A 22,982-nucleotide genomic window follows, 5' to 3' on the forward strand; every position below is an offset into this window, starting at 1 on the left:
TATTAAAAGATTCTTTAAAATTCCTTCAAAAATTGGTGCAGGTGCTTTGTGTTTAATGTCCAGATTGCTTTATTGCCAGAAGCATTTAATTCCGCTGTCTGACCGAGAAAATAATGCAGCTTGCCTCCAGTAGATGTATTCACCAATATATCACTCATTTTAAAAAACTTATTAGAGGCAAGGATTAAAACTTTTGGATGATTTTGCAGAAAGACACTGTTATACATACCTGAACCTGAAGTTCCTGCTATGACCTTTGCGTTACGAAATAAATTAATTTGCTCTGAGACCTTTAATTCTTCAGGGTGAATAATTTTATACCCGTTTAAAGAAAAAATCCTTTCAACAGACTTCTCATTCAGTAAAACTCTTCGCTGGTTTTTCAATTTTGATCTGGAGACATAAATCTTTTCAAACCCTGTCCCCCTGTCATAGTAGTCTCCGATCGTTTTCCATGTTTTATAGGCAAATGTTGAGGTGTATTTTCTTAAACAAAAGGACTGGACTGGTATATGAAGTCTTTCACACACGATAGGTTTATCCAAGTATATGATTTGCTTCAAACTTATTCCGAATGGTTTAAGCAGATCGAGTTGCCAGCTTTTTCGATCTTCTGAATTCATAATAAATTTTACATTCTTAACATCAATATATTTAGTAATCCACAATCTGGAGATAACCTCTAATAAAAAATGTCCGAAGCCGCTTTTTTCTCCGCTTAAAAAAATATAATCACCTGACTGGTATTTTGTGTTTTGGCTTTTAACCTTCAGTGAGAATCGGTTTGATCTTCCATGATAGATGAGATTGGTTGTAGAGGCATTAAACTCGTAATGTCTGAAGCTATCAGGAAGAACAAACCTTCTGTCTTGGATAATAGTCTGATTCCTTAAACATAAAGTGTTCTTAAGACTTGCTACATAAAAATCCTGTGTTACACATTCATTCGGCAATCTTATACCTGGAAATGGCCGCACGGGTGGTATGATGCGGGTTCTTTCTGGATCACTTAAATGATATAAAGTATTCTCCGGTAGTATTCCTAATTTAAATTCCTTAAAGTCTTTGGCCGTACATATTTCTTGATACGGAATCACTTTCATGAAATTTCTGCTCACATTCTCTCCCTCCAAAAATTCCTGTACACAGCATTATAATCTTCTAAATGTGGATGGCTTGGATTATTGCCATACTAAAGAAAAAATCGAAACGGATAGTGGTTGAATTTAAGCAAAAGCCCAAACACATAGCAGGTGAAGCTGCATAACATACAAGTAGGTTTACCCAAATATAAAGTGAAACTTCAATCAGTATGTATAAAATGGAAGGAAAAGGAATCAATACCTTAAACTGCATTTCTATAAATTTTTAGGTGGTAATTATGAGAATTCTATTTATTTCATCAGGTTATACAGGGATTTATAATTTTTTTGAAGAGTGGATTATGAGAGAGCTTAAAAAGAAAAACAAAGTGAAACTATTGGATCCCCTAACTGGCACTCGAAATCTAATAACCATGGTAAATCAGTTTAAACCGGAAATTGCTATTGCCCTCGTTGGGTTTAATGTCCCTTCACATTTAATTCAGTGGCTAAAGACGCAAAAAATTAAGACGGCAGTCTGGCTTACTGAAGATCCTTATTACATGGACAAATCGGAAGTGCTAGTACCTGATTATGATTATATTTTTACTATCGACACAGCCGCCATGGATTTCTATATTCAAAAAGGACACCAGCATACTTTCCACTTGCCATTAGGTACTTCAACTGAAATATTTAAGCCTGTTCAGGTGGAACCAGCGTATAAAAGTGATATTTGTCTCCTTGGTTTTCCATATCCTGAGAGAGTGAAGCTAATCCAAGTTCTTTTGCAAAAAACACCTTATAAAATTAAAGTAATCGGCGAATGGAGACATACATTAGTCCGGCTGAAAAACCATCCCAGATTGGAGGTTCATGATAGTTGGGTGAAACCATCGATTGCGGCTAAATATTATAACGGAGCAAAAATTGTTCTAAATACGCATAGGCCTTACAATTTGACTCAAAACAAAAATCGGATTGGCATAAAGGGCAATAGCATAAATAATAGAACTTTTGATGTTGCTGCTTGCGGAGGTTTTCAATTAATTGAGTACAAAGAGGATCTGCCAATCCACTTTATCGAAGGAAAAGAGATCGTATCATTTAAAACCGAAGAAGAACTGCTTCAAAAAATCAACTATTATATTAAACATGAAAAACAGCGCAAGGAAATCGCTAAACTCGCCTCTAAGCGTGTCCTAAAAGAACATACTTTTGAAAAAAGACTGGAAGACATGCTGAGTAAGCTCCAATAATAATATTAGATTATGAATATTTAATATTTCAGTAAAAAACTACCTTCAATCATGGGAAATCAGCCTACTCAGCATCTTCACTATTCCATGGTTTGTTTCCGCGTTGAAGTTTCCTTTGAACACCTTTACCATGTATTCTGTGTTCATCGGTTAATACATGCAGGGGGTAAAAATCCCAATGTTTTACAAGCCTTTTAAAAAAAGCGGCGTCACCGGCATTCCAATGGGCAGGGTGGTCATCCCACCCTTCCACGAGCTTTAAGCAGGATCGCCTGTGCATAAAGGAATTATGATCAACCTTCCCCATTGGTTCCCGTGTTATTCCCACTAATGGACGAATAAAAGTCCTTTTTACCCTATTACCCGAAAACACTATTACTTTTTGTTTGCCATAAAGCACATAGATATGAGGGTTCATTTGAAAAACCTCTGCCATTTTCTCAAATCGTGCTGGATAATAAATATCATCATCAGTTAAATATGTTACTAAATCACCTGTTATCCTCTGCAAAGCCAAATTTATGCAGGTTGCATACCTGGTTGTTTTCGGGCGATCCTTCGGACTTACTCCTGTGTGAATTAATGTAATTCGGTGATCCTTATCTGCAATTCCTTTTAATACGTTTTTAGTTTGTGCATTTGAATTGTCATCTACAATAATGAGCTCCCAATTAGGATACGTTTGCTGCTGCACACTTGCAATGGCCTCACGGACTCTTTGAGGACGATTATAACTCGTTAAAATACAGCTTATTTTCAGGTTAGTTTTATTAATGTTTGCTTTAGACATTTATCTTCACCTCGCTCCTCCTACTCAATTTTAGTGATTTTAAAACTGCTCTATTCTCCTACCTGCTGACTGCTTAGCCAAAAGTGATAAATATCTTTTAATGAATCTTTAATTGGAATAATGGGCTCCCAGCCCGAAGCAATTTTAATTTTTTTCGGGCTTCCTACATAGAAAGGAATATCAGAAGCCCTCATATTTTCAGCTGTTTGCTCAACTATTATTTCCCTGGCTGAAAAGGACAGCAGCATGTTGAGTATCTCTTGTACTTTAATTCCCTTGCCGGAACATACATTATATGATTCTCCTGATTTCCCTTTTAAAGCTATTTGATAATAGGCTTTAACAATATCTCTAACATCCGTAAAATCCCTTACTGCTTCAAGATTTCCCACTTTTAATACATTGTTGGATTTTGTTTTATTTATTAAGGCAATTTGATAGGCAAAGTCTGAGGTAACAAATCCCCTTTTTTGGCCAGGACCTATATGATTAAAAGGCCGTAAATGAATAGCATCAATACCATACGAGATTTTATACTGATTTATTAGTTTATTAATAACTGACTTACTTAATCCGTAAGGGCTGATGGGATTTATTTGAGCCTCCTCTGTTATGCCATTAAGCGGTATAGTGACATTTCCGTATTCTTCTGAAGACCCAATTGTAATGATGCGCGGGCCAGTATCGGCATTTATTGCGGCTTCAAGCAGATTAACAGTCCCCATTGTATTGGATTCAAATGTATCGCTTATATTTTTCCATGAATCTCTTACATTACTTGCTCCTGCCAGGTGAAAGATATGAGTTGGTTTTACCTCTCTGATTATTTTTTCCGCAGCCTTCCTGTCTGCGAGGTCCAGTGTATAGTACTTCTTTGGAGGTTTTGATTGTCTTGATGTTCCAAAAACTTCTGCACCTTGATTTGTTAAATAATTTTCGAGGTATTTGCCTGCAAATCCTGAAACCCCTGTAATCAAAGCTCTCATTGTTTACCACTGTTTCTTTTAAGGTCAGAATCTACCATCATTGTTACCAGACTTTCAAATGATACACTTGGAGACCAATTTAATATTCTTTTTGCTTTCTCTGGATTTCCCAGTAACAGATCAACCTCAGCAGGTCTCATGAATTTTGGATCCTGTACAACGAATTGGCTCCAATCCAAACCCACGTGACTAAAAGCAATTTCAACAAACTCTTTGACTGTATGTGTTTCTCCAGTTGCAATGACAAAGTCATCAGGTTGTTCCTGCTGGAGAATGAGCCACATAGCATTTACATAGTCCCCTGCAAATCCCCAGTCTCTTTTTGCGTCTAAATTTCCTAATCTTAGTTCCTTTTGTTTTCCCAGCTTTATTTTAGCGACAGCATCTGTTATTTTTCGGGATACAAATTCCAGGCCTCTGCGGGGCGACTCATGGTTGAATAAAATACCCGAACAGGTAAACATTCCATAGCTTTCCCTATAATTAACTGTCATCCAATGTCCATAGACTTTAGCAGCTCCATATGGGCTTCTCGGGTAAAATCCAGTTTTTTCAGTTTGCGGTATTTCTAATACCTTGCCAAACATTTCACTGCTTGAGGCTTGATAAATACGGGCTTCAGGCTTTACAAGCCTTACCGCTTCCAGAAGATTTGATACACCAAGAGCGGTAACCTGACCGGTGTATATTGATTGTCCCCAGGAGTCGCCGACAAAAGATTGGGCTGCCAGGTTATAAACTTCATCAGGATCAGAAATCCTGATTGCATTTATCAAAGAAGGAATATCAGTCAGATCCCCGGGAATGATATCTATATTTTCTGCAATGTGGTTAATATTCTCTTCATTAGGAGTGGCTGATCTTCTCTTAAGCCCATATACTTTATAATTCTTGCTTAATAAAAGTTCAGCTAAATATGATCCATCTTGCCCGGTTATGCCTGTAATTAAAGCTTTCTTCATTTGAACAGCTCCTTATATCCAAATTTTTCACTAGATTAAGAATATTTTATTCGCAGAGTTTATTTAATGGGAGTGGATTTGAGCATGTTTGTACAAAATGTGCTAATTCCCAGATTTCTTTTTTCTATCACGAATGACTTTAAGTTCTTTAAATAACTATTTTTCTATAATAGTTTCAATCTTTTAAGATGTTCCTTGTACATATTTCCAACAGTTAATGGCGAGAATTTCCTTACAATTGTTTTTTTTCCTTGCACTCCAATTCTTCTTGCATGCTGCTGATTACCAGCAATTGTCTTCATCAGCGTGGCCGCATGGCTAATATCAGGCTCAGCCCATAGTTGATCTGCATGATAGGGACCATGGTCTTTGCTAATTTTACTAAGTGTGAAATTAACCAAAAAAGAGTTATGTGGTTTCGTAAAATCAGTGTTTCCTGACCAATTTGTGACGATAACAGGTTTACCTAAATACATGGCTTCAGCAATTGGCAAACCAAAACCCTCTGATCGATGAAGGGAAATATAGCTATTTGAAACATTAATTAATCCGTTTACTTCCTGACGACTTAGAATTCGATTAATTATATAGATATTTTCATACCCGGTTGCACTTTGTTTAAGGTAATCCAACTCTTCTGCGGTATGTGAGCCATTATTCACTTTAAGGACTAGACCCACTGATTTATCACCCTTATCAAATGCCAATTTAAACGCTTCAACTGCTGCAGCGGGATTTTTTCTTGCTGATGTGCTTCTTGTATCGAACATCGCTAAGAATAGATAACGGTTATCTGGAAGGCCAAAATACTTTCTATTTATTTTCTGAGGAATTTCCAGAGAGATACTATGCGGAATGATATTAACAGGTTTTGAGGTCTTTTGTGAAATCGAGTTTCTTATAAATGCTGTAGGAGCCAGCACTTCATCCACAATCGAAAAGCTGCTATTCCACAAATCAGGAAAAATGGGAAGCTCCCAGTGCCAGTATCCAATATTATGCCGATTCATAAACCATCTCTTTTTCAAATGATTATTTTGGTAATGAATAAATAGCTGATCTGCATTTATTAAGAAAAGGTTTGTCTTAAAAATCGGTCCCTCCACTTCTTTGTGTCTCCATGTCAAATCAGTTTGCCTGGCAGGACAGTGCGGAAAATTAATAATGCAAAAAGGAATGTCAGCTGCATGAAATGCTTTAGCTGCTGAACGGCAGGCTTCTCCCAATCCAAATTCTGCTCTGGCGTAGCCAATCAAGTTAATGCCTTTTTTCATCATTTTTCTTCCTTTCACGTTACCTGAATTCAGTATTCCACTTGAAGTTTATAGTAGGGTCATCCCAGCTGATTCTCTTTTCATCAGGATTATCTTTATCATAGGATTCAGTAGTAAAATAAATGATGACAGCAGGCTTTTCCCCAAGTACCCTATATCCATGAGCAATTCCCTTGGGTATAAGAAGCAAAATAGGGTTTTCCTCACCCATATAAAATACGTTAGTCTCCCCTTTAGTGGATGATTTATCTCTAAGATCATAAAGGACCACTTGTGCATTACCTGAAGGAAAGAACCACAAATCATCTTGTTTTTCATGGTAATGAAATGCTTTTATGACACCAGGATAGCTCATGGACCAGGAAGCCTGCCCAAACCCTGACAGTAACTCAGGCTCATCATCCCTGATAAGCTCGGCAAAAAATCCGCGATCGTCGCAATGCTTTATAAGCTGTTTAGTTTTTACTCCTTCTATCATTTTCTTAACTCCTTCCTTATAAATTCTTTCATTGCGTACTCCCAATGTCTGGGAGTCTTTATGCCTTGATTTATAATTGCCTGATGTTCCAATACTGAATAGGCGGGCCTTTGTGCGGGAACACCATATTCTGCACTGGTTATAGGCAGTACTTTATTTGGGTCATAGCCTGCTTCTTCAAAAATGCGTTTTGCAAATGAAAACCATGAACATGAGCCTGTATTGCTAAAATGATAAATACCATTTTTCTTATCCATTATTTGTTCGATAACTTCTGCCAGGTCATTAACGTAGGTAGGTGAACCAATCTGATCATCGACAACTCTTATTTCCCTGTTTTCCTTTCCGAGTGCAAGCATGGTTTTAACGAAATTTTTCCCTTCATGTCCGTAAAGCCAGGAAGTGCGGATAACCGATGCATCACTATTGGTTAGAACCATTCTTTCACCAAGCCATTTGCTCATCCCGTAGACCGAAAGAGGATTTGGAATATCATCCTCCGTATAGGAACTCTGTTTTTTTCCATCAAAAACATAATCAGTACTTATATAGATGATTTTTGCATTTACTTTTTTCCCTGCTGAAGCTATATATCCGGCACCTAAACTATTAACTTCAAAAGCCTTCTTTCTCTCTGACTCACATTTATCTACTGCAGTATACGCTGCTGCATGAATAATAATATCGGGTTTTAACTGTTTAATTATGAACTCTGCCTCTTCTTTATTTGTTACATCAAGCTCTCTTTTTCCAAGACTTTTGATAGGATGCTTACTGCTAAGGAATTTTTGCAATTCCCTCCCTAATTGACCTTCTCCGCCGGTGATTAATATATCCATTTCGTCACCTTCTTCTTTTGTATCTGGATTTATACCAACTAATCGTTCTGCTGATCCCTTCTTCAAATGAAACCTCTGGCTTCCATCCGAGTTCCTTTGATATCTTGCCTGAATTCATTGCATAGCGTCTGTCATGGCCTTTGCGGTCTTCTGTATACTTGATAAGACTTATATCTTTGTTTAACTGGTTTAAAATAATTTGAATTACCTCCAAATTGGTCTTCTCATCATTACCGCCAATATTGTAAATCTCACCTGCAATTCCCTTTTCTAAGACCATTTCTATACCCCTGCAATGATCTTCTGCAAAAATCCAATCTCTTATATTTAATCCATCACCATATAAAGGGATCTCCTGGTTATGAAGTGCGTTTGTAATGATTTTAGGAATAAACTTTTCCGTATGCTGCATAGGTCCATAATTATTACTGCAGCGTGTAATGAATAGTGGGAGCTGGTAGGTTTCATAAAAAGAGCGGACAAGCAAATCAGAGCTGGCTTTACTAGCGGAATAAGGATTATTGGGTGCAAGAGGAGTTTGTTCTGTAAAGGGCGAAGCTTCAGGGGTAAGGGAACCATATACTTCGTCTGTTGAAATATGAATCATTTTACCTGCTTTTCCTTTTAGGACAGCCTGCAATAAATTATATGTTCCTTGAATATTTGTCTTGATAAATGGATACGCGTTAAGAATACTCCTATCCACATGTGTCTCAGCGGCAAAGTTAATAATAGCCTCATATTTCAAGTCGAAGACTTCATTTAATTCAATTTCATTTCCTATATCACATTTAATAAAACGATAATAATTTGAATTCTCAAAGGCTTGAATTTCCTCTTTATTAGAAGCATATGTCAGGGAGTCAATATTGGTAATATAATAGTTTTCACTCTTAAGCATTCTGGAAATAAAGTTTGAACCAATAAATCCTGCTCCACCTGTGACGAGAATATTTTTAACCATGATGATCCTCTTCTTTCATATTTTCATAAATATACTTTTGAGCCAAAAATAACGAATGATGGGTTCCTGCATCCATCCACCAGCCATTTAAAATATCATATTCCAGTTGGTTTTTCTGTATATACAGATTGTTTACATCTGTAATTTCCAGCTCATTTCGTTCTGATGGCTTAATGCTTTTAATAAGCTTGAATACTTCCTCATCATACATATATATGCCAGTTACACAATAAGAAGAAGGCGGACTGCTTGGCTTTTCATGAATGGAAAGTATTTTCTTTTCATGCAAATCTAATTTCGGAACCCCGTAACGTGTTGGGTTACTGACTTCCTTCAAAAGAACTCTTGCCCCTTTTTTCTGGTTTACATAAGCTTTTATATGGGGTGTTAGTGAATCTTCAAAGAGATTATCACCCAATACAACCACAAATTTTTCTTTATTTATAAAGTCACGCGAAGCTAGAAGTGCATCAGCAATTCCTCCGCCCTCATTTTGCTGTGATTGAAATTTAAGTTTTATATTGAATTCCCTTCCATCACCTAACATTTCTTTAAATAAGCTCAGGTGCTTCTCATTAGTAATGATAAGTATGTCTTTAATTCCTGCATCCCTTAGTTTGATAATTGGCCAATAGACCATAGGATAGGGGCCAACCGGCAATAGATGTTTATTTAGGATTTTAGTAAAAGGTAATAGACGTGTTCCTGTCCCTCCCGCAAGAATTATTCCTTTCATTTAGATGTCTCCTTCCTCCAATTCCTTTCAATCAGTTGAAAAGCTCCAAATTAAATTAAATCTTTAAAGAAACACTGATAGTCATGGAATATTCATAGGGAATACCATATCGCTGTTTCTTTAAAGACTTTCTCTTCCTGCTGATTCTGCCACTTAAAGATTTATTCAAAAAGTTAGTTTTTCTAAAGGACCTACCTGTCTAAGTTACTTTATGTATTTATGTCCTTTTTGTTATAGGCAACTCCATTAATTCCTGTCCAAAATATTTGGCAAGCCGCTAAAATTTTCTAAAAGAATGGTATTTGTTTGAAAAACGAGGCGAACAACTACGCAAAAATGAAATTATCACATAGGTATAATATGATTACTTATTTGGAATTGTCAGGAGAGATATCTTATGAATATCGATGCAATTATCCTATGCTGCATTCTTTCCATCATGTTTTTTGGACTCATTAAAGAATGGTTTCCAGCAGAGTTCATGGTTTTTCTTACACTGGCTGTTCTTATAGTTGCGGGAATTACGACTCCCTCTGAAGCATTAAAGGGTTTTGCAAACCCGGCAGTCCATACTGTTGCGTTTCTTTTTATTGTAGGAGCAGCTGTATCCAAGAGCGGCATATTGCACGCAATAATTCAGAGAATATTAAGCAAAAGCAAATCGATACAGTATATATTGTTTCGCTTGATGGTGCCAACAAGTGCCATATCTGCGTTTATGAATAACACCCCAATTGTAACGATGCTGATCCCCGTCCTTCAGAAATGGGCAATTGCAAATGGGGTAAAACCATCTAAACTGCTTATTCCCTTATCCTATGCTGCTATCCTTGGAGGAACTATTACTCTTATAGGGACATCAACAAATCTAGTTGTTCAGGGATTATTAACAGAAAAAGGCTTAAGCGGATTCAAAATGTTTGATTTTGCCTATATTGGCATACCTATTACGGTTGCGGGAATTTTATATTTTGTAGTAATAGGTCATCGGCTTCTGCCCGAAAGAGCACATAATAGTGAGTTATTCCAAGATGGAAAGCTGCCCTTTATCCACAAATTTAGTGTCGAAGAAAATTCCACATTAATTGGAAAAAACATAATTGATGCCATGCTGCGCAATCTGGAACAATTATTTTTAATTGAAATAATCCGCAGCGGGAAATCTATTATTCCTGCACCAAATGATGAACCTATTCAGGAAGGGGATATCCTTGTTTTCTCAGGAAACCCTGATGGATTATTAAAGGTCTGCAATATTATTGGATTAAGACAAGTTTCGGGGGACAAAAGGAAAGAACATAATAGCCTCCCAGCTACATTTTTAGAAGTAGGTATTTCAGATAAATCTCCTTTATTAAATATAAAAGTTAAAGAAAGCAAATTTCGTTCAAGGTATAATGCAGCAATTGTAGCCATTAAAAGAAATGGAAAATTTACAACTTCAGGTATTGGAAATTTTGTTTTAAAAAAGGGAGATATTCTTTTATTGCTGGCAAATCATGATTTTTTAAGAACATGGACGAATGCTGAAGATTTCTATTTTATATCTCCTATAGAAAATAAACATAATAATACAAAAAAGGAAAAAGTCGTGGTCATATTGATTCTTATAGGAATCATTTTTTCTTCGGCATTTCAGCTGATGTCCATATTCAGCCTGGCATTAATTTCAGCGCTGACCGTGGTCCTAACAAAAATTATTACGGTTAATGAAGCAAAAAAATCCATTAACTGGAGTGTCATCATTATTATGGGGAGCTCTATTGGAATTGGGAACACAATTGAATCTACTGGTCTGGCAAAATTTATAGCTTCTTTTTTAACAATGTTTCAGTCGTTTACAGGCATAATAGGAATTCTATTTTTATTCTATCTTGTTACCTTAATTATGACTGAACTCCTAAATAATCTTGCTACAGCTGCCATTATGTTTCCTATTGGCTACACCGTTGCACTTCAGTCCGGTTTAGATCCAAAGATGCTTGCAATGCTTACAGCCATATCCGCTTCATGCAGTTTTCTGACTCCAATAGGCTACCAAACCAATTTGCTGGTATATGGTCCAGGAGGCTATAGATTTTCAGACTTCTTTAAAGCAGGACTCCCTTTGAGTTTGATATGCATGATTCTATCTGTTTTTATTGCCTATTGGGTTTGGATTTGAAATCAGATTTTAAAAGGGATAAACATGAATTGGAAGTTATTAATTGGGATAAACAAAATGACCCCGGTACAATACTAAGCCATTCTCTTTTGAGGTACCCGCACATATAAAAACACATATAAAAGCAGCTATAATAGCAGAGCAATTCGCATATGAATTCGCTCTGCTTTTTTGTTGTATTTCCAGTATTTATTAAAGGTAAAAGGTTTAAACTCGCAATCTAAATCCCATAATGTTTAGCATCAGCATAATTTTTATTATGCTCTTGCTAATTGAGGTGCGATTTTGTATGCTAAAAGAGTTTTGTTGAAGGAGTGATAAATTTGAATTTCCTTAAACCTAAAAATCTCAATTCTGAAAAAGTGGATTGGTTAGTATCTGAGAAATCGAGGACTATTGTTAAGCAGTATGCGGAGTATTCAGAACGCACTGAGAATGAAGTTATTGATTTTTTCTTAACCAACATTCTATTGGATGAAGACTTCATAACTTGGGTTAAGAAAAAACGCAATAATAAACGTCTTTTAACCCTACTTGGAATTGAAGACCCTTCGGAGGATTAAAATGACGAAAATTAAGCGTCTTTCTACCGATACAGATACCATTGTTAATGTATTGTCGCCAGTTTCCCAGGAGGAAATTTTGGATAGAATCAAGAACTATCCCTTAATGGACCCGAAGAAGTTTGCGAAGAGATATCATCATCACGTTTACCTCCCCAAGAGTTTTATCTGGAAAGGTAATCAGTACGACATACAATATAATTTTTGTATTAATCCCTATTGCAAGTGGTTCGGATTGCCTCAAAAGAGGTATGAAAATGTAAAAAACAAACCAAGCAGGTACAAATTAGGTGGTGCTGGGGATGAAAAGGATTTATTATGTAACCCAGACCCCGAAAAATCTGGACAAGGAATTTCTTTAGGATGTGGCTGCAAAACCGTATCAAATTGGTCTGTAGTTGAAGAGATTAAAAGGCTAATTACCTTAGAAACCTTGCAAGATGTAGAACCAGACTACGAGTTTCATAAAAGCGGCTGCATTTATTCGGATGAAACGCCCTTTGCCGATGCGGATTGTTTCAAGAAAAAAGGAATAAATAAAGCTAAAGCACAGAGATATCAATGTAAAAAATGCTTAAAAATTACTTCTGTAATGCCAAAGAGAAAGAATTCTACTACTTACCATCAAAAGCGAAATGATATTCTTTTGGATTTGGCAAAAGCAGTTGTAAACAAGGTTGCGATTAATAGAACTATCGAGATGTTGGATATTGGTGTGAAGACCTATTATGAGAAACTCGAATTGGTTTATAAAAGATGCCTTGAGTTTCTAGAGAGACATGAACAGAAGGCTTTTAAGAACCTAAATATTGGTGAGTGTTGGTTAAATACGGATAAAATGACATACCATCTTAGCAACGTCAGGAAAAAGGGGCATGGTAGGAAGTCTCCGGCAGAAAGAAGTGAGGAGTCAAAATTCCCAACACACATTGTCATCACTTCGGAAATGCAAAGTAGATATGTCTTCAGGGCTGATATAGCTTACGATTGGAATTTCTCTCTTGATGACCTAGCACTCGATACTGTTCTTTATAAAGATGACCATCTTCATGAATTGGCTAAAAAGAATGCAAGATTTAGAAGAGGTTTTACCTCCTATCCAATGCCACCCACCACCAATGACAATCAAAGCAAGGCAGAATACGAAAATGACCTTGATAAATTTGAAATCAGGAGTAAGTACGTAGATGGCATTCATGTCAACGCAACTTATACAACTCTTGCCCATTATTGGCTAATTAAAAACGCACTGAATGTACGTGAATGGAGAATTGTAACTGACGAGGACTATTCAATCCTAGCGGCAGTTTACAGAGTTTTTGCCGAAGAAATCAAAAGATACGATGGACATGTTTTCGTGTCAAAAGTTGATAAGGATAAATCATTAAGTCAAGCTATGACAGAGTACCATGATGCCAGAGAAGTGTTGTTTGAGTGGGCTGCTAGAAATGATATTAAATCAAGAAGTCTTAGAACTATTGCAGTTGAGTATATGTCCGAATTGCTAAAATACCATAAGTTTCACGAACTGTTACCTGACGGTAAGAATTACAAAAGAGCTAATAATCCATTGCTACATCCACTTGCATCAACGGATAACGGTTATCGTACTGTCGAATGTGTGACTGATGCATCCTCATACGAAAAACGAGATTTGGCTAGAATGTTGTTAGATGTAAATCACAATGCAACTGACGCGTTTATTCAATTAATAAGGAGAAGGCTATCTCCTTTAGAACGCCCTCTAGTTACTGCGAGAGGAGACGGCAAAAGTTACATTTATGCCAATTTTAATCCGGAATATGCCCAATACGCATTGACAATTTTAAGAGTTTACTTTAATTTCTGTTTGCCTTATAAAACAAAAGATGGAGAAAATCTAACACCGGCACAAAGACTGGGAATAACCGATAAAATATTTGAGCTCAAAGATATTATCTATATGCAATAAAGAACAGAAGTGAATTGAAAATAAACAGTTCAGTTTCGTAGTAAAAATAATAATGAGCAATGGAATTAGTTTTCCATTGCTCATTTTATCGCTAATTTACTGTCATTTATTAGGTTCCTTAAGTAGGACGGTAATTATCTCTGCAAGGACATCTACGGTTTTATATTCTTCCTCCAATGTGTTTTCGGGTCCACCAATTTCTAATAAAACTGAGTTCCCAAAAAGGTCTTGATTATAAGTATTTTGTTTTGGTGGATTGTCTTTAACAAAGACTCCTCTCGATAAGCCAGGATATTTTTCTTCAATTCTTTTATGCAAGATTTCAGCAAACTTAAAATTATCTTCGTAATTAATACTTGAACGAGATACTATAAACGCCATCCTTGGGTAATCTTTTCCGTTTAACTTGATGGTTGTTTCACTTCTTTTTCTTGAATCTCTGTGTATATCAAATACCATTTTAATGCTTTTATTGTTTTCCAGGGCGACTTTTAATGGCTCTCTTGAAACAGTATACGTTTCGCTAAAAGACAAGCTTTTTTCTTTTAAAATTGCTGTTATATTGGTTTTATCATGGATGGAATTAATACCTCTCTTTAACAATGATTGGCTTAATCTCTCACCAACTAATGTGATATTTTTTGTATCGTGAAAAGCTTGACTGGCATCACTTGTTTTAACTTCTGTGAAAAATGACTCTAAATTGTGTGATTGATATATATAAACTAAGGGTTCTTGCTCTTTAACTGAAGACAACGATTTTTCATCTCCAAGGGAAGAATAAAGATTGTTGGTAAGTATGTCTTTTCCGCCATAGAAGAAAAACCATGATATTGCTATAAGACACATTGCAATACTGGCTGAGGCAAAAGAAAATTGTTTAACTCTTCTTTTTTTATTTAATTTCTTTGCACTTATTCTAAGTTTATTAGAAGTATCTATTACAAACTCTTCTCTAGGGTTGAGTGGATACGATTCTTTAATTAGGTCAAACAAATCCTTATCAGTTTGCATTTCCAATAACCTCCTCTGCATCAATGTTTAATTTCTTTCTAAGTTCTTTTAAGGCTCTGTGATAATCTACCTTAACCTTTGAATCGCTGCATTGAAGGATTTCAGATGTCTCCTTTATTGAAAATTCGTTTATGCCTCTTAGTATGACTACCGCCCTAAAGTTTGGTTTTAACTTTGAAATTGCTTCATGAACCAGCCTTTTGGTTTCATTTTGTTCGATTAATTCATTAGGTTCTTTTTCAGTGGATACTATTTGTTTGAAAAATCCTTCCCCAAATATTGAACTAAATTTCTTCCTTCTGTGATGGTCAATGGCAGCATGTTTTGCAATTGAAAAAATCCATGTTTTTAAATTGCCGGTGTTAAAATTGGACCAATTGTTAAGTACACGAATAAACACTTCTTGAGTCAAGTCCTCTGCATCATTTTGATTTCCTGTAAAGCAAATAAGAAACCGATACACATCTAAATAGTGTTGACGATATGCTTCAATAATCCTGTCTTCTAAGTTCTCAAAATTAGGCAATCTTTTCCCCCCTCGTTATGTATTCATTTATTAATCGTTCGAGCATTAGAAAAGGTTACAAGTTTTTTATGTAATTGTTGCCAATGATAGGCTAATTGTTATATTAAAAATTCTTTACTAAAAAAAGACCCTCAAATGACGGTCTTTTATAATTAATTAGACATTTCCCAGAATCTTCTTGATACCATTTACTACATTCTTCAATTGTAAAAGATTTTCCTTCTTTTCACTAACCTTGCCGGTTTGAATTAAACAGTCTTGTTTTGAGAAGAGCTATTGTTCTTTCAAGATAAAAAAGCAGTGCGATTCTACATGTGAATTGCACTGCTTTTATAGATGTTTTTATATATTCTTTTATACCTGCGGGTACTCGAAAAGAGAACGGCTTAGTACAATACCGGGGTCATTTTATTAGCCGAATATGCGTTTATATATCATTTTTACTAACTTTTTTTTTGAAAATACAAATAATGTCATCTGAAACTTCGAAAGTCAATTCTGGATTTTTTTTGTAAACAAACTCTTTTAATTCTTTGATTGTCGGATAGCCATTAAGAACAGGATTAGGTCCTATAAAACAGCGGGCATCATCAATTAAAATTACATGTTCCTTGCAATAATGATTAAATATTTGCTCCAGCTCCTGCATGATAGGTGTATCTAACTCCCCCCTTGCAGTATAATTTGTGTTAGGAATGTAGTGTCCGTCCAACCAAAATAAGCAGGGTTCATGTATATCATTAAGGACGTCCATTAAGATTTTCCCACTATCACCATGTAGGATTTCTACATTAGGTTCATGAAAAAATTTTTGTTTTGCTTCTTCATATAACTTTAAATCTAATTCAATAGAAATTATCTTATCAAAACAATTTTCCACAGCAACAATCATATCGCCATGGAAGGTTCCGGTTTCAACCAAGATATTTTTATTGAATATCCTTCCATAATCTTTTACAGCTTCTACTCTTTTGGAATAAGGTTTATCTTCATTTTTCCAGAAATTAATAATATCTAATTCTGATAATCCGGGTGGTACTTCCAGCTTTTCTCTCCAATATTTTCTTAGTTCTTTAGGATTCATGACAGATACTCCTATGGTTTAAATTTTTTAATCCAACAATTTTTTAATTTGATTTACATACGCAGAGACAGAATGATAGTTTGCTATATAATTTCTAGCGTTTTCTCCAAGGCTTAATCTTTTCTGTTTATTATTATATAGGGATAAAAGATTATTAAATAAAACATCCTCTATTCCCTCTTTAACTGGTATTTTTATTAATACGTCATTAGGAAATTCAGAAAAGCTATCAATATTAGTTACTATCACTGGTTTTCCATATGATAATAATTCAAGTAAAGTTAAGGAGGTTTCTCCATTTGTAGGGAACCTTATATTAATCCCTATATCGGTATTTGCTAAATACTCACTGTATATTTTATCGTTAACATAACCCGTAAAAGTTACATGGTCATTCAAATTAAATTGACTAACCATTTCTTTTAATTTTATTAAATATTGCGGGTCATATTTACCGATTATATTTAAATGAAATTTTCTAAACCCTCGTTCAAATAACCTTCTCGCACTTTTTATTATTATCTCAATATTTCGATTTGAACTTACATGACTAAAACACGATAATACCAACTTATCTTCCATATTACTTTCCTCAATTAAAGATGGTAAATGTGTCGGCAGATTAAGCACTTCAACATTATTGATGCCCTTTTTAGATAGAATTCTTTTAGAATGCTCATTATGAACAATTATTAGTTTTGAATTGTTAATAAAGTGTTTATTAACAATTATTTTCTCGAACCTTCCATCTTTTGAACCACTCGTAACCTTTCTGATAATTCTAAAGGCCTCATTTCTTTTATAATCGTCCATTAAGATTCTTAGATAACCCTTCTTGTCCCCTTTAGCTAAAGTAATAGCATTTGTTAGGCCATGTAAATTCAAGTCATGTAAAATTATTACCCCTTTATACTTTTGCATATAAGGTAGCATATAAGCATGATATAAACTATTTCCCATTTGATAAATAATATGGGAATATTCGTTTTTCTTTTCCTCGAATGTGCTGTGATTATAGATATTAATATTTTTATTGTGAGAGATATTCTTTTCGGGTATATACCCTTCATCGATAAATATAGATATATCATAATGTTTTGACAGCTCATCCAATATATTTTTAAAATAAATGGATATACCAGATTCTAAAGGAGGCAGAGGTGAAAAGACAGCAACTTTTTTCCTTGATTTGTCATTTTCTGCAGAAACTATATTTGGAAGGAACTTTTCTTCTGTATTATTTTTTAACGGGAAACTCATTAAACTCTGCATTACTAGGTTAGAAGTTTTGTTCCAGTTGAATCGGGAGGAGTGGATTATACCTTTTCTTCGTAACTTATTTTGTAATTTTTTATTTATTAAAAGCTCCATTAACCCATTTGAGATTTTGACTGCGTTATTAGGGTCCACTTTATATGCTGCATCAGAGGCGATCTCATCCAAGGAAGAATTATTAGAGGTTAAAACCGGTAATCCACAAGCCATTGCTTCTAATACTGGAAAACCTAAGCCTTCATATAATGATGGAAATGCAAATGCTTCAGCTAAATTATATAATAATACTAAATCCATATTAGGAATGTAACCAGTTAGAATAAGGTCATTCTTATTAATACCCTTACTTGCGGCATAATTGTAAAGTTGCTGTTTTTCTTGTTCATTAGCAGCACATACAATGACAAGTTGATACCCCCATGCTAATTTACGATTTACAGTGGCAAAGGAGTTAATTAGGAGATTCAAATTTTTCCTGAAGTCTATACCGCCAGTACATAGAACATATGGTTTTGTAATCTTATATTTTTTCATTATTCCCTGCTTATTTATTTTAGGCACAACTCTAAACTGTCGATCTACCCCTCCGTATATAACTTTAATTTTATCTGGATTAATATTTGCCAAACGAACCGCATCTTTTTTTGTATGTTCTGAGATGGCAAAGATGATATCACAAGATTTTATAAAGTCTAGAATTCTCAAATATCTTTCTTTCAAATGTGGGGAGTTCAAATAGGCGTTTGGATAAATTAATGGAATTAAGTCATATAATATTACAGCTGCCTTTGTATTTCCATACAATGTTTTATCTAACATATCAATGTTAAAAAACTCAAATGGACTAGTTAAAAGGAATATATCAATCTTATTTGTTTTTATAAATTCCCTTACTTCCGCCTTTAAATTCTCTTCGCTATCATTCTGGTGTGGAAAAAAATCAAAATAAAAATGTCCTGGATAATTTTTAACAATAGTACTTATTAAATTGTCACAGTATCTTCCAATTCCTCTGTATTTCGAATTTTTTAAAGTATAGGATCTATCAAAGGCAATGTTCATCTTATCATCCCCTTGTTTGACATCTTATCAAAAACTTTTCCAATTCTTTTTTTTCGAGAGGGCCTAATTGTTCAATCTTTTCATTTAATGATCTTTTAGCAAAATTATATAATTCAATGTCAAATTTGTTCTTATCTTCAATCTGTTTGATTATATGGGCAGAGATGTTCTCCCGTTTAGGTCTATTTTCTGTTACGTTAATTCTTTTGAAATCTTGAATATTCCAATTGAACTGTTTACTCATTAAAAACAGAGATTCATTGAACATTTCTGTGATTCCAGCAATTGAGAAATGCTCCTTTAAATTTTTTTGTGCCAGCATCAAATCTCGAGAAGTCGATCCGGAAATTACTCGAGTTTGCAGATTTGAAATTTGCCACTGAATTTCTTCACAATTAACAAATTGTTCTATATTCATCTTTATTACCTTTGAATACAAAGGATGTTCCTTTGACCTTCTTATAAAATAATAATCAGAAATTACTCTTTCTACAGGATCTCGTAATAGTGTAATATAGGAACATTGCTTTTCGCTGAACCGATGAATTCCAAAATCGAAGTGTCCCAAAACACATTTTATATTATGATGATTTAATCTCCGTTCAAACTCTGACTTGATTGCTGGTTTATCTAAGAAATCTAAAATGGCTATTTCTTCAGGCTGGTACTGTTTCTTAATAATTGATCTTAAAGTGGAACCTCCAGTTTTAAGAATGTGGACTAAAACAACTATTTTTTCTTTCTTGTGCATTACTGTACCTCCACTCTTTCCTCAAATGTAAAATACGTGTTTCAATTAAAAGTCATTTATCATGTCTAGCTTGAATTTCTTTTAGCACTTGTTTGACTTTATCTTCATGAGATTTATGACATACCAACAAACCATCTTCTGTTGAAGCAATGATTAGATCCTCGACACCAATAACTATTGCTTTACGATCAAAAGAGTTAATTACACAATTATTTGCAGACAAAAGATGAATATCGCCCTGAACTAAATTTTCGTTATCTTTTGGTTTTTTTAGCCGTTCCCATGCACTCCAATTACCTACATCATCCCATTCCATATTCACTGGGAGGGTAAAGATATTATCGGCTTTCTCTAAAATGGCATAATCTATTGATATTTTTGGAACTTCCGAATATACGGTTTTTAAGTTTTCACCGGATTTGGTCAGTTTTCCCCAAATACCAGGCTGAAATTTTTTCATATAATATTCAATCGTTTCTGGTTTCCAAATAAATATACCGCTGTTCCAAAATATATTTTTTTTCTTAAATAAATCTTTTGCCGTTCTTAAATCTGGTTTCTCTATAAATCTTTCAACTTTTAATACCTTCTTTTCATTAACTTCTTCCTCTACTTGGATATATCCATACCCTGTTTCAGGCCGAGTTGGTGTTATACCTAAGGTCACTATTGCATGGCTGTTAGCTGCAATATTTTCTGCTAAGGAAAAGATTTCAGGGAATTGACTGTCTTCAGGAATAAAATGGTCGGCAGGTACTGCTGCGAAAGCTTCATTATCGTTATTCTTCAAAAAATGCAATGCTGCCAAAGCCATACACGGCCCTGTATCTCTTGTAGCAGGTTCTATTATGATCTGTTCGCTGTTTATTAAAGGAATTTGGTCCTTTACTAAATGCAGATACTCTTCGGTTGTTACTATAAAAATTTTTTCAGCAGGAAGATACTTAAGAAATCGGCTATATGTTTGCTGGAGCATTGATTCTTTAGACATTAACGGTAAAAATTGTTTAGGTTTATCCTTTACACTCCATGGCCAAAAACGTGTTCCCTGTCCTCCTGCCATAATTACTATTTTCAATGCAATTCACCTCCGCAATCGTCCCATTACTGATAAACATACTCTATTTTATGTAAATGGACTTGTTATGCATGGAGGGATGACTATTTTTACGAATTTGTGTTATTGTCCAGCTTTTAAAAACCTATTATTCTCTTAATTTTGTTAAGAATAATGCAGATAATTCCCATTAAAGGGGCGTTTATTATGTACAGGCTTGTTAGTTTTACATATTCATATAATGTGAATTAAGTTAGCGGGCTATCTGCTTTTATGAACAACTATAGTTTTCGCCTTTTGCCTGCTAGAACCCATTCTTAAAAACACAGTCTATGTGAGGTTTCTTAAGCAGCCCTTGAGTGAAAGGAGAATGTTCATTTTGAAAAATTTTGATGCAAGTAAAAACATTACCTGGCATCAATCTGTCATTACAAAAGAAGACAGACAGAAATTACATGGCCATAAAAGTGTAATGATTTGGTTTACCGGGCTGTCGGGGTCAGGGAAGTCAACAATTGCAAATGCTTTGCAGTATGAACTTTATAAAAAAGGCATAAGCGTTTATTTACTTGATGGTGATAATCTGCGCCATGGAATAAACAAAAATCTTACTTTCTCGGAAAGTGACCGTAAAGAAAACATCAGGAGAACAGCAGAAGCTGGAAAGCTTTTTGTGGATGCCGGAATTGTCGTGCTTGCTGCTCTTATTTCTCCTTTTGAGCAGGATCGTAAAATGGCCAGGGAGATAGCAGGAGACGAAGAGTTTATAGAAGTATTTGTTAAATGTCCGATTGATGAATGTGAAAGCCGTGACCCTAAAGGATTATACAAGAGAGCAAGAACAGGTGAAATTAAACAATTTACCGGTATTGATCAGCCTTATGAAGAGCCAACTTCTCCAGAAATTATAATTGATTCAAGCAAGGTAAACGTTAAAGAAGCTGTGAACATCCTTCTTTCCTATCTTTATAAAAATATGGTTCTTCCAATACAGCCTAATGGAGGTGAGATCTGATGACACTTAGCCTTCCACACGGGGGAGCATTAATAAATCGAATGGATTTAAAGTATGAAGCATCAGAAGTTATACAGGAAATTGGAATTGATGCCATGGCTCTTTCCGATCTTGAACTAATTGCCAATGGAGCCTATAGTCCACTGACCGGCTTTCTGGGAAAAGAAGATTATGAATCTGTCATCAAAGATATGCGGTTATCAAATGGATTGATCTGGAGCATTCCGATCACCCTTCCTGTTGAGAAAAAAACGGCCGATAGGCTGAAAATTGGAGAAAAAGTAAAACTGAAACATAATGATGTTGTTTATGGAATATTAGAGCTTCACGAAAAATATGAGCCAGATAAGCTGCTTGAAGCAAGTCAAGTTTATCAAACGATCGACAGGAAACATCCAGGAGTAAATAAATTATTAAACCGCCCAATAGTAAATTTAGCAGGACCAATTATCCTGACGAAAGTTCCACCGAAAAGCACCGAATTTGCACATTATTATAAAACCCCGCTTGAAACAAGAAAGCAATTTGTGAAAAATAATTGGAAAACGGTGGTTGGCTTCCAAACAAGAAATCCTGTTCACCGGGCACACGAATATATACAAAAAACAGCACTGGAAACAGTCGATGGATTGTTCCTGAATCCATTAGTAGGAGAAACAAAGTCTGATGATATCCCTGCGAATATTAGAATGGAAAGCTATGAAGCCCTGTTAAATAACTATTATCCTCAAGACAGAGTATTTTTAGCTGTTTTCCCGGCTGCCATGAGATATGCAGGTCCCAAGGAAGCCATTTTCCATGCTCTTGTCCGTAAAAATTATGGATGTACTCATTTCATTGTTGGGCGTGACCATGCAGGAGTAGGTGATTACTATGGCACTTATGACGCACAAAAGATCTTTGCCCATTTTAGTGCCGAAGAAATGGGAATTGCCATTTTGCCTTTTGAACACAGCTTTTATTGCAAACGGTGCGGGAATATGGCTTCAAGCAAGACTTGTCCACATTCAAAGCAAGATCATTTGCATCTTTCGGGTACAAAAGTCAGGGAAATGCTGAGAAATGGAAACACTCCTCCTCCGCAATTTACCCGTCCGGAAGTGGCTGAAATTCTTATTAAAGGATTGAAACAATAAAGGAGCTGTTCGAA

At 35.2% G+C, this 22,982-nt stretch carries 21 protein-coding genes; 6 read left to right on the forward strand and 15 right to left on the reverse strand.

Annotated elements, in window-relative coordinates; translation table 11 throughout:
- Positions 1-14: 14 nt before the first annotated feature.
- Positions 15-1,118 carry a glycosyltransferase family 61 protein gene (locus CHI10_RS03480; protein WP_095242934.1) on the reverse strand — a complete coding sequence of 368 codons (1,104 nt, stop codon included), beginning with the start codon at positions 1,116-1,118 and terminating at the stop codon, positions 15-17.
- A gap of 263 nt (positions 1,119-1,381) precedes the next feature.
- On the opposite strand from CHI10_RS03480, the gene CHI10_RS03485 reads away from it, so the two are divergent.
- Positions 1,382-2,341: a CgeB family protein gene (locus CHI10_RS03485; protein WP_095242935.1), complete on the forward strand. Its 960-nt coding sequence runs from the start codon at positions 1,382-1,384 to the stop codon at positions 2,339-2,341.
- A 64-nt stretch (positions 2,342-2,405) separates the two neighbouring features.
- Here the strand turns inward: CHI10_RS03485 and CHI10_RS03490 are convergent, their stop codons facing one another.
- From CHI10_RS03490 to CHI10_RS03525, 8 genes are all read right to left on the reverse strand, one after another.
- On the reverse strand, positions 2,406-3,131 hold the full coding sequence (locus CHI10_RS03490; protein ID WP_095242936.1) for a glycosyltransferase family 2 protein: 726 nt from the start codon (positions 3,129-3,131) through the stop codon (positions 2,406-2,408).
- A gap of 50 nt (positions 3,132-3,181) precedes the next feature.
- Complete coding sequence (locus tag CHI10_RS03495) at positions 3,182-4,117, reverse strand: GDP-mannose 4,6-dehydratase (protein ID WP_095242937.1); 936 nt, start codon at positions 4,115-4,117, stop codon at positions 3,182-3,184.
- On the reverse strand, positions 4,114-5,079 hold the full coding sequence (gene gmd / locus CHI10_RS03500; protein ID WP_095242938.1) for a GDP-mannose 4,6-dehydratase: 966 nt from the start codon (positions 5,077-5,079) through the stop codon (positions 4,114-4,116). Before gmd ends, CHI10_RS03495 begins: the two co-directional genes overlap by 4 nt.
- 164 nt (positions 5,080-5,243) lie before the next feature.
- The gene (locus CHI10_RS03505) at positions 5,244-6,356 is read right to left on the reverse strand and encodes a glycosyltransferase (RefSeq protein ID WP_286137019.1); all 1,113 of its coding nucleotides are present in this window, start codon (positions 6,354-6,356) and stop codon (positions 5,244-5,246) included.
- Between the two features lie 16 nt (positions 6,357-6,372).
- Positions 6,373-6,831 (reverse strand): dTDP-4-dehydrorhamnose 3,5-epimerase family protein, encoded by a 459-nt coding sequence (locus tag CHI10_RS03510; RefSeq protein ID WP_095242940.1) that lies wholly within the window; start codon positions 6,829-6,831, stop codon positions 6,373-6,375.
- The gene (gene rfbD, locus CHI10_RS03515) at positions 6,828-7,736 is read right to left on the reverse strand and encodes a dTDP-4-dehydrorhamnose reductase (RefSeq protein WP_286137022.1); all 909 of its coding nucleotides are present in this window, start codon (positions 7,734-7,736) and stop codon (positions 6,828-6,830) included. Before rfbD ends, CHI10_RS03510 begins: the two co-directional genes overlap by 4 nt.
- Positions 7,675-8,634, reverse strand: a complete 960-nt coding sequence (gene rfbB, locus CHI10_RS03520) for a dTDP-glucose 4,6-dehydratase (RefSeq protein ID WP_095242942.1) — start codon at positions 8,632-8,634, stop codon at positions 7,675-7,677. The genes rfbD and rfbB overlap by 62 nt, the downstream gene beginning before the upstream one ends.
- Positions 8,627-9,370, reverse strand: a complete 744-nt coding sequence (locus CHI10_RS03525) for a sugar phosphate nucleotidyltransferase (RefSeq protein ID WP_095242943.1) — start codon at positions 9,368-9,370, stop codon at positions 8,627-8,629. The genes rfbB and CHI10_RS03525 overlap by 8 nt, the downstream gene beginning before the upstream one ends.
- Positions 9,371-9,767: 397 nt before the next feature.
- Here CHI10_RS03525 and CHI10_RS03530 point away from each other — a divergent pair, with 397 nt between their 5' ends.
- From CHI10_RS03530 to CHI10_RS03540, 3 genes are all read left to right on the forward strand, one after another.
- On the forward strand, positions 9,768-11,534 hold the full coding sequence (locus CHI10_RS03530; RefSeq protein WP_095242944.1) for an SLC13 family permease: 1,767 nt from the start codon (positions 9,768-9,770) through the stop codon (positions 11,532-11,534).
- 323 nt (positions 11,535-11,857) lie between these two features.
- Positions 11,858-12,097 (forward strand): hypothetical protein, encoded by a 240-nt coding sequence (locus CHI10_RS03535; RefSeq protein ID WP_095242945.1) that lies wholly within the window; start codon positions 11,858-11,860, stop codon positions 12,095-12,097.
- 1 nt (position 12,098) lies between these two features.
- Positions 12,099-14,048, forward strand: a complete 1,950-nt coding sequence (locus CHI10_RS03540) for an insertion element protein (RefSeq protein ID WP_095242946.1) — start codon at positions 12,099-12,101, stop codon at positions 14,046-14,048.
- Between the two features lie 102 nt (positions 14,049-14,150).
- Here the strand turns inward: CHI10_RS03540 and CHI10_RS03545 are convergent, their stop codons facing one another.
- The 6 genes from CHI10_RS03545 to CHI10_RS03570 form a co-directional block, all read right to left on the reverse strand.
- Positions 14,151-15,062 (reverse strand): stage II sporulation protein P, encoded by a 912-nt coding sequence (locus CHI10_RS03545; protein ID WP_179288943.1) that lies wholly within the window; start codon positions 15,060-15,062, stop codon positions 14,151-14,153.
- Positions 15,052-15,588 carry an RNA polymerase sigma factor gene (locus CHI10_RS03550; RefSeq protein WP_095242948.1) on the reverse strand — a complete coding sequence of 179 codons (537 nt, stop codon included), beginning with the start codon at positions 15,586-15,588 and terminating at the stop codon, positions 15,052-15,054. Before CHI10_RS03550 ends, CHI10_RS03545 begins: the two co-directional genes overlap by 11 nt.
- A 427-nt stretch (positions 15,589-16,015) precedes the next feature.
- Positions 16,016-16,672, reverse strand: coding sequence for a class I SAM-dependent methyltransferase (locus tag CHI10_RS03555; RefSeq protein WP_095242949.1), 657 nt, complete (start codon positions 16,670-16,672; stop codon positions 16,016-16,018).
- Between the two features lie 27 nt (positions 16,673-16,699).
- Positions 16,700-19,009 carry a glycosyltransferase gene (locus tag CHI10_RS03560; protein ID WP_095242950.1) on the reverse strand — a complete coding sequence of 770 codons (2,310 nt, stop codon included), beginning with the start codon at positions 19,007-19,009 and terminating at the stop codon, positions 16,700-16,702.
- Between the two features lie 4 nt (positions 19,010-19,013).
- Complete coding sequence (locus CHI10_RS03565) at positions 19,014-19,760, reverse strand: sulfotransferase family 2 domain-containing protein (RefSeq protein ID WP_095242951.1); 747 nt, start codon at positions 19,758-19,760, stop codon at positions 19,014-19,016.
- A 52-nt stretch (positions 19,761-19,812) separates the two neighbouring features.
- Positions 19,813-20,838: a mannose-1-phosphate guanylyltransferase gene (locus tag CHI10_RS03570; protein ID WP_095242952.1), complete on the reverse strand. Its 1,026-nt coding sequence runs from the start codon at positions 20,836-20,838 to the stop codon at positions 19,813-19,815.
- Between the two features lie 349 nt (positions 20,839-21,187).
- On the opposite strand from CHI10_RS03570, the gene cysC reads away from it, so the two are divergent.
- Complete coding sequence (cysC, locus tag CHI10_RS03575; RefSeq protein WP_095242953.1) at positions 21,188-21,832, forward strand: adenylyl-sulfate kinase; 645 nt, start codon at positions 21,188-21,190, stop codon at positions 21,830-21,832.
- On the forward strand, positions 21,832-22,968 hold the full coding sequence (gene sat / locus CHI10_RS03580; protein ID WP_095242954.1) for a sulfate adenylyltransferase: 1,137 nt from the start codon (positions 21,832-21,834) through the stop codon (positions 22,966-22,968). The genes cysC and sat overlap by 1 nt, the downstream gene beginning before the upstream one ends.
- Positions 22,969-22,982 lie beyond the last annotated feature (14 nt).

Source organism: Bacillus sp. 7894-2 (genome assembly GCF_002272225.1).
GTDB lineage: Bacteria > Bacillota > Bacilli > Bacillales > Cytobacillaceae > Cytobacillus.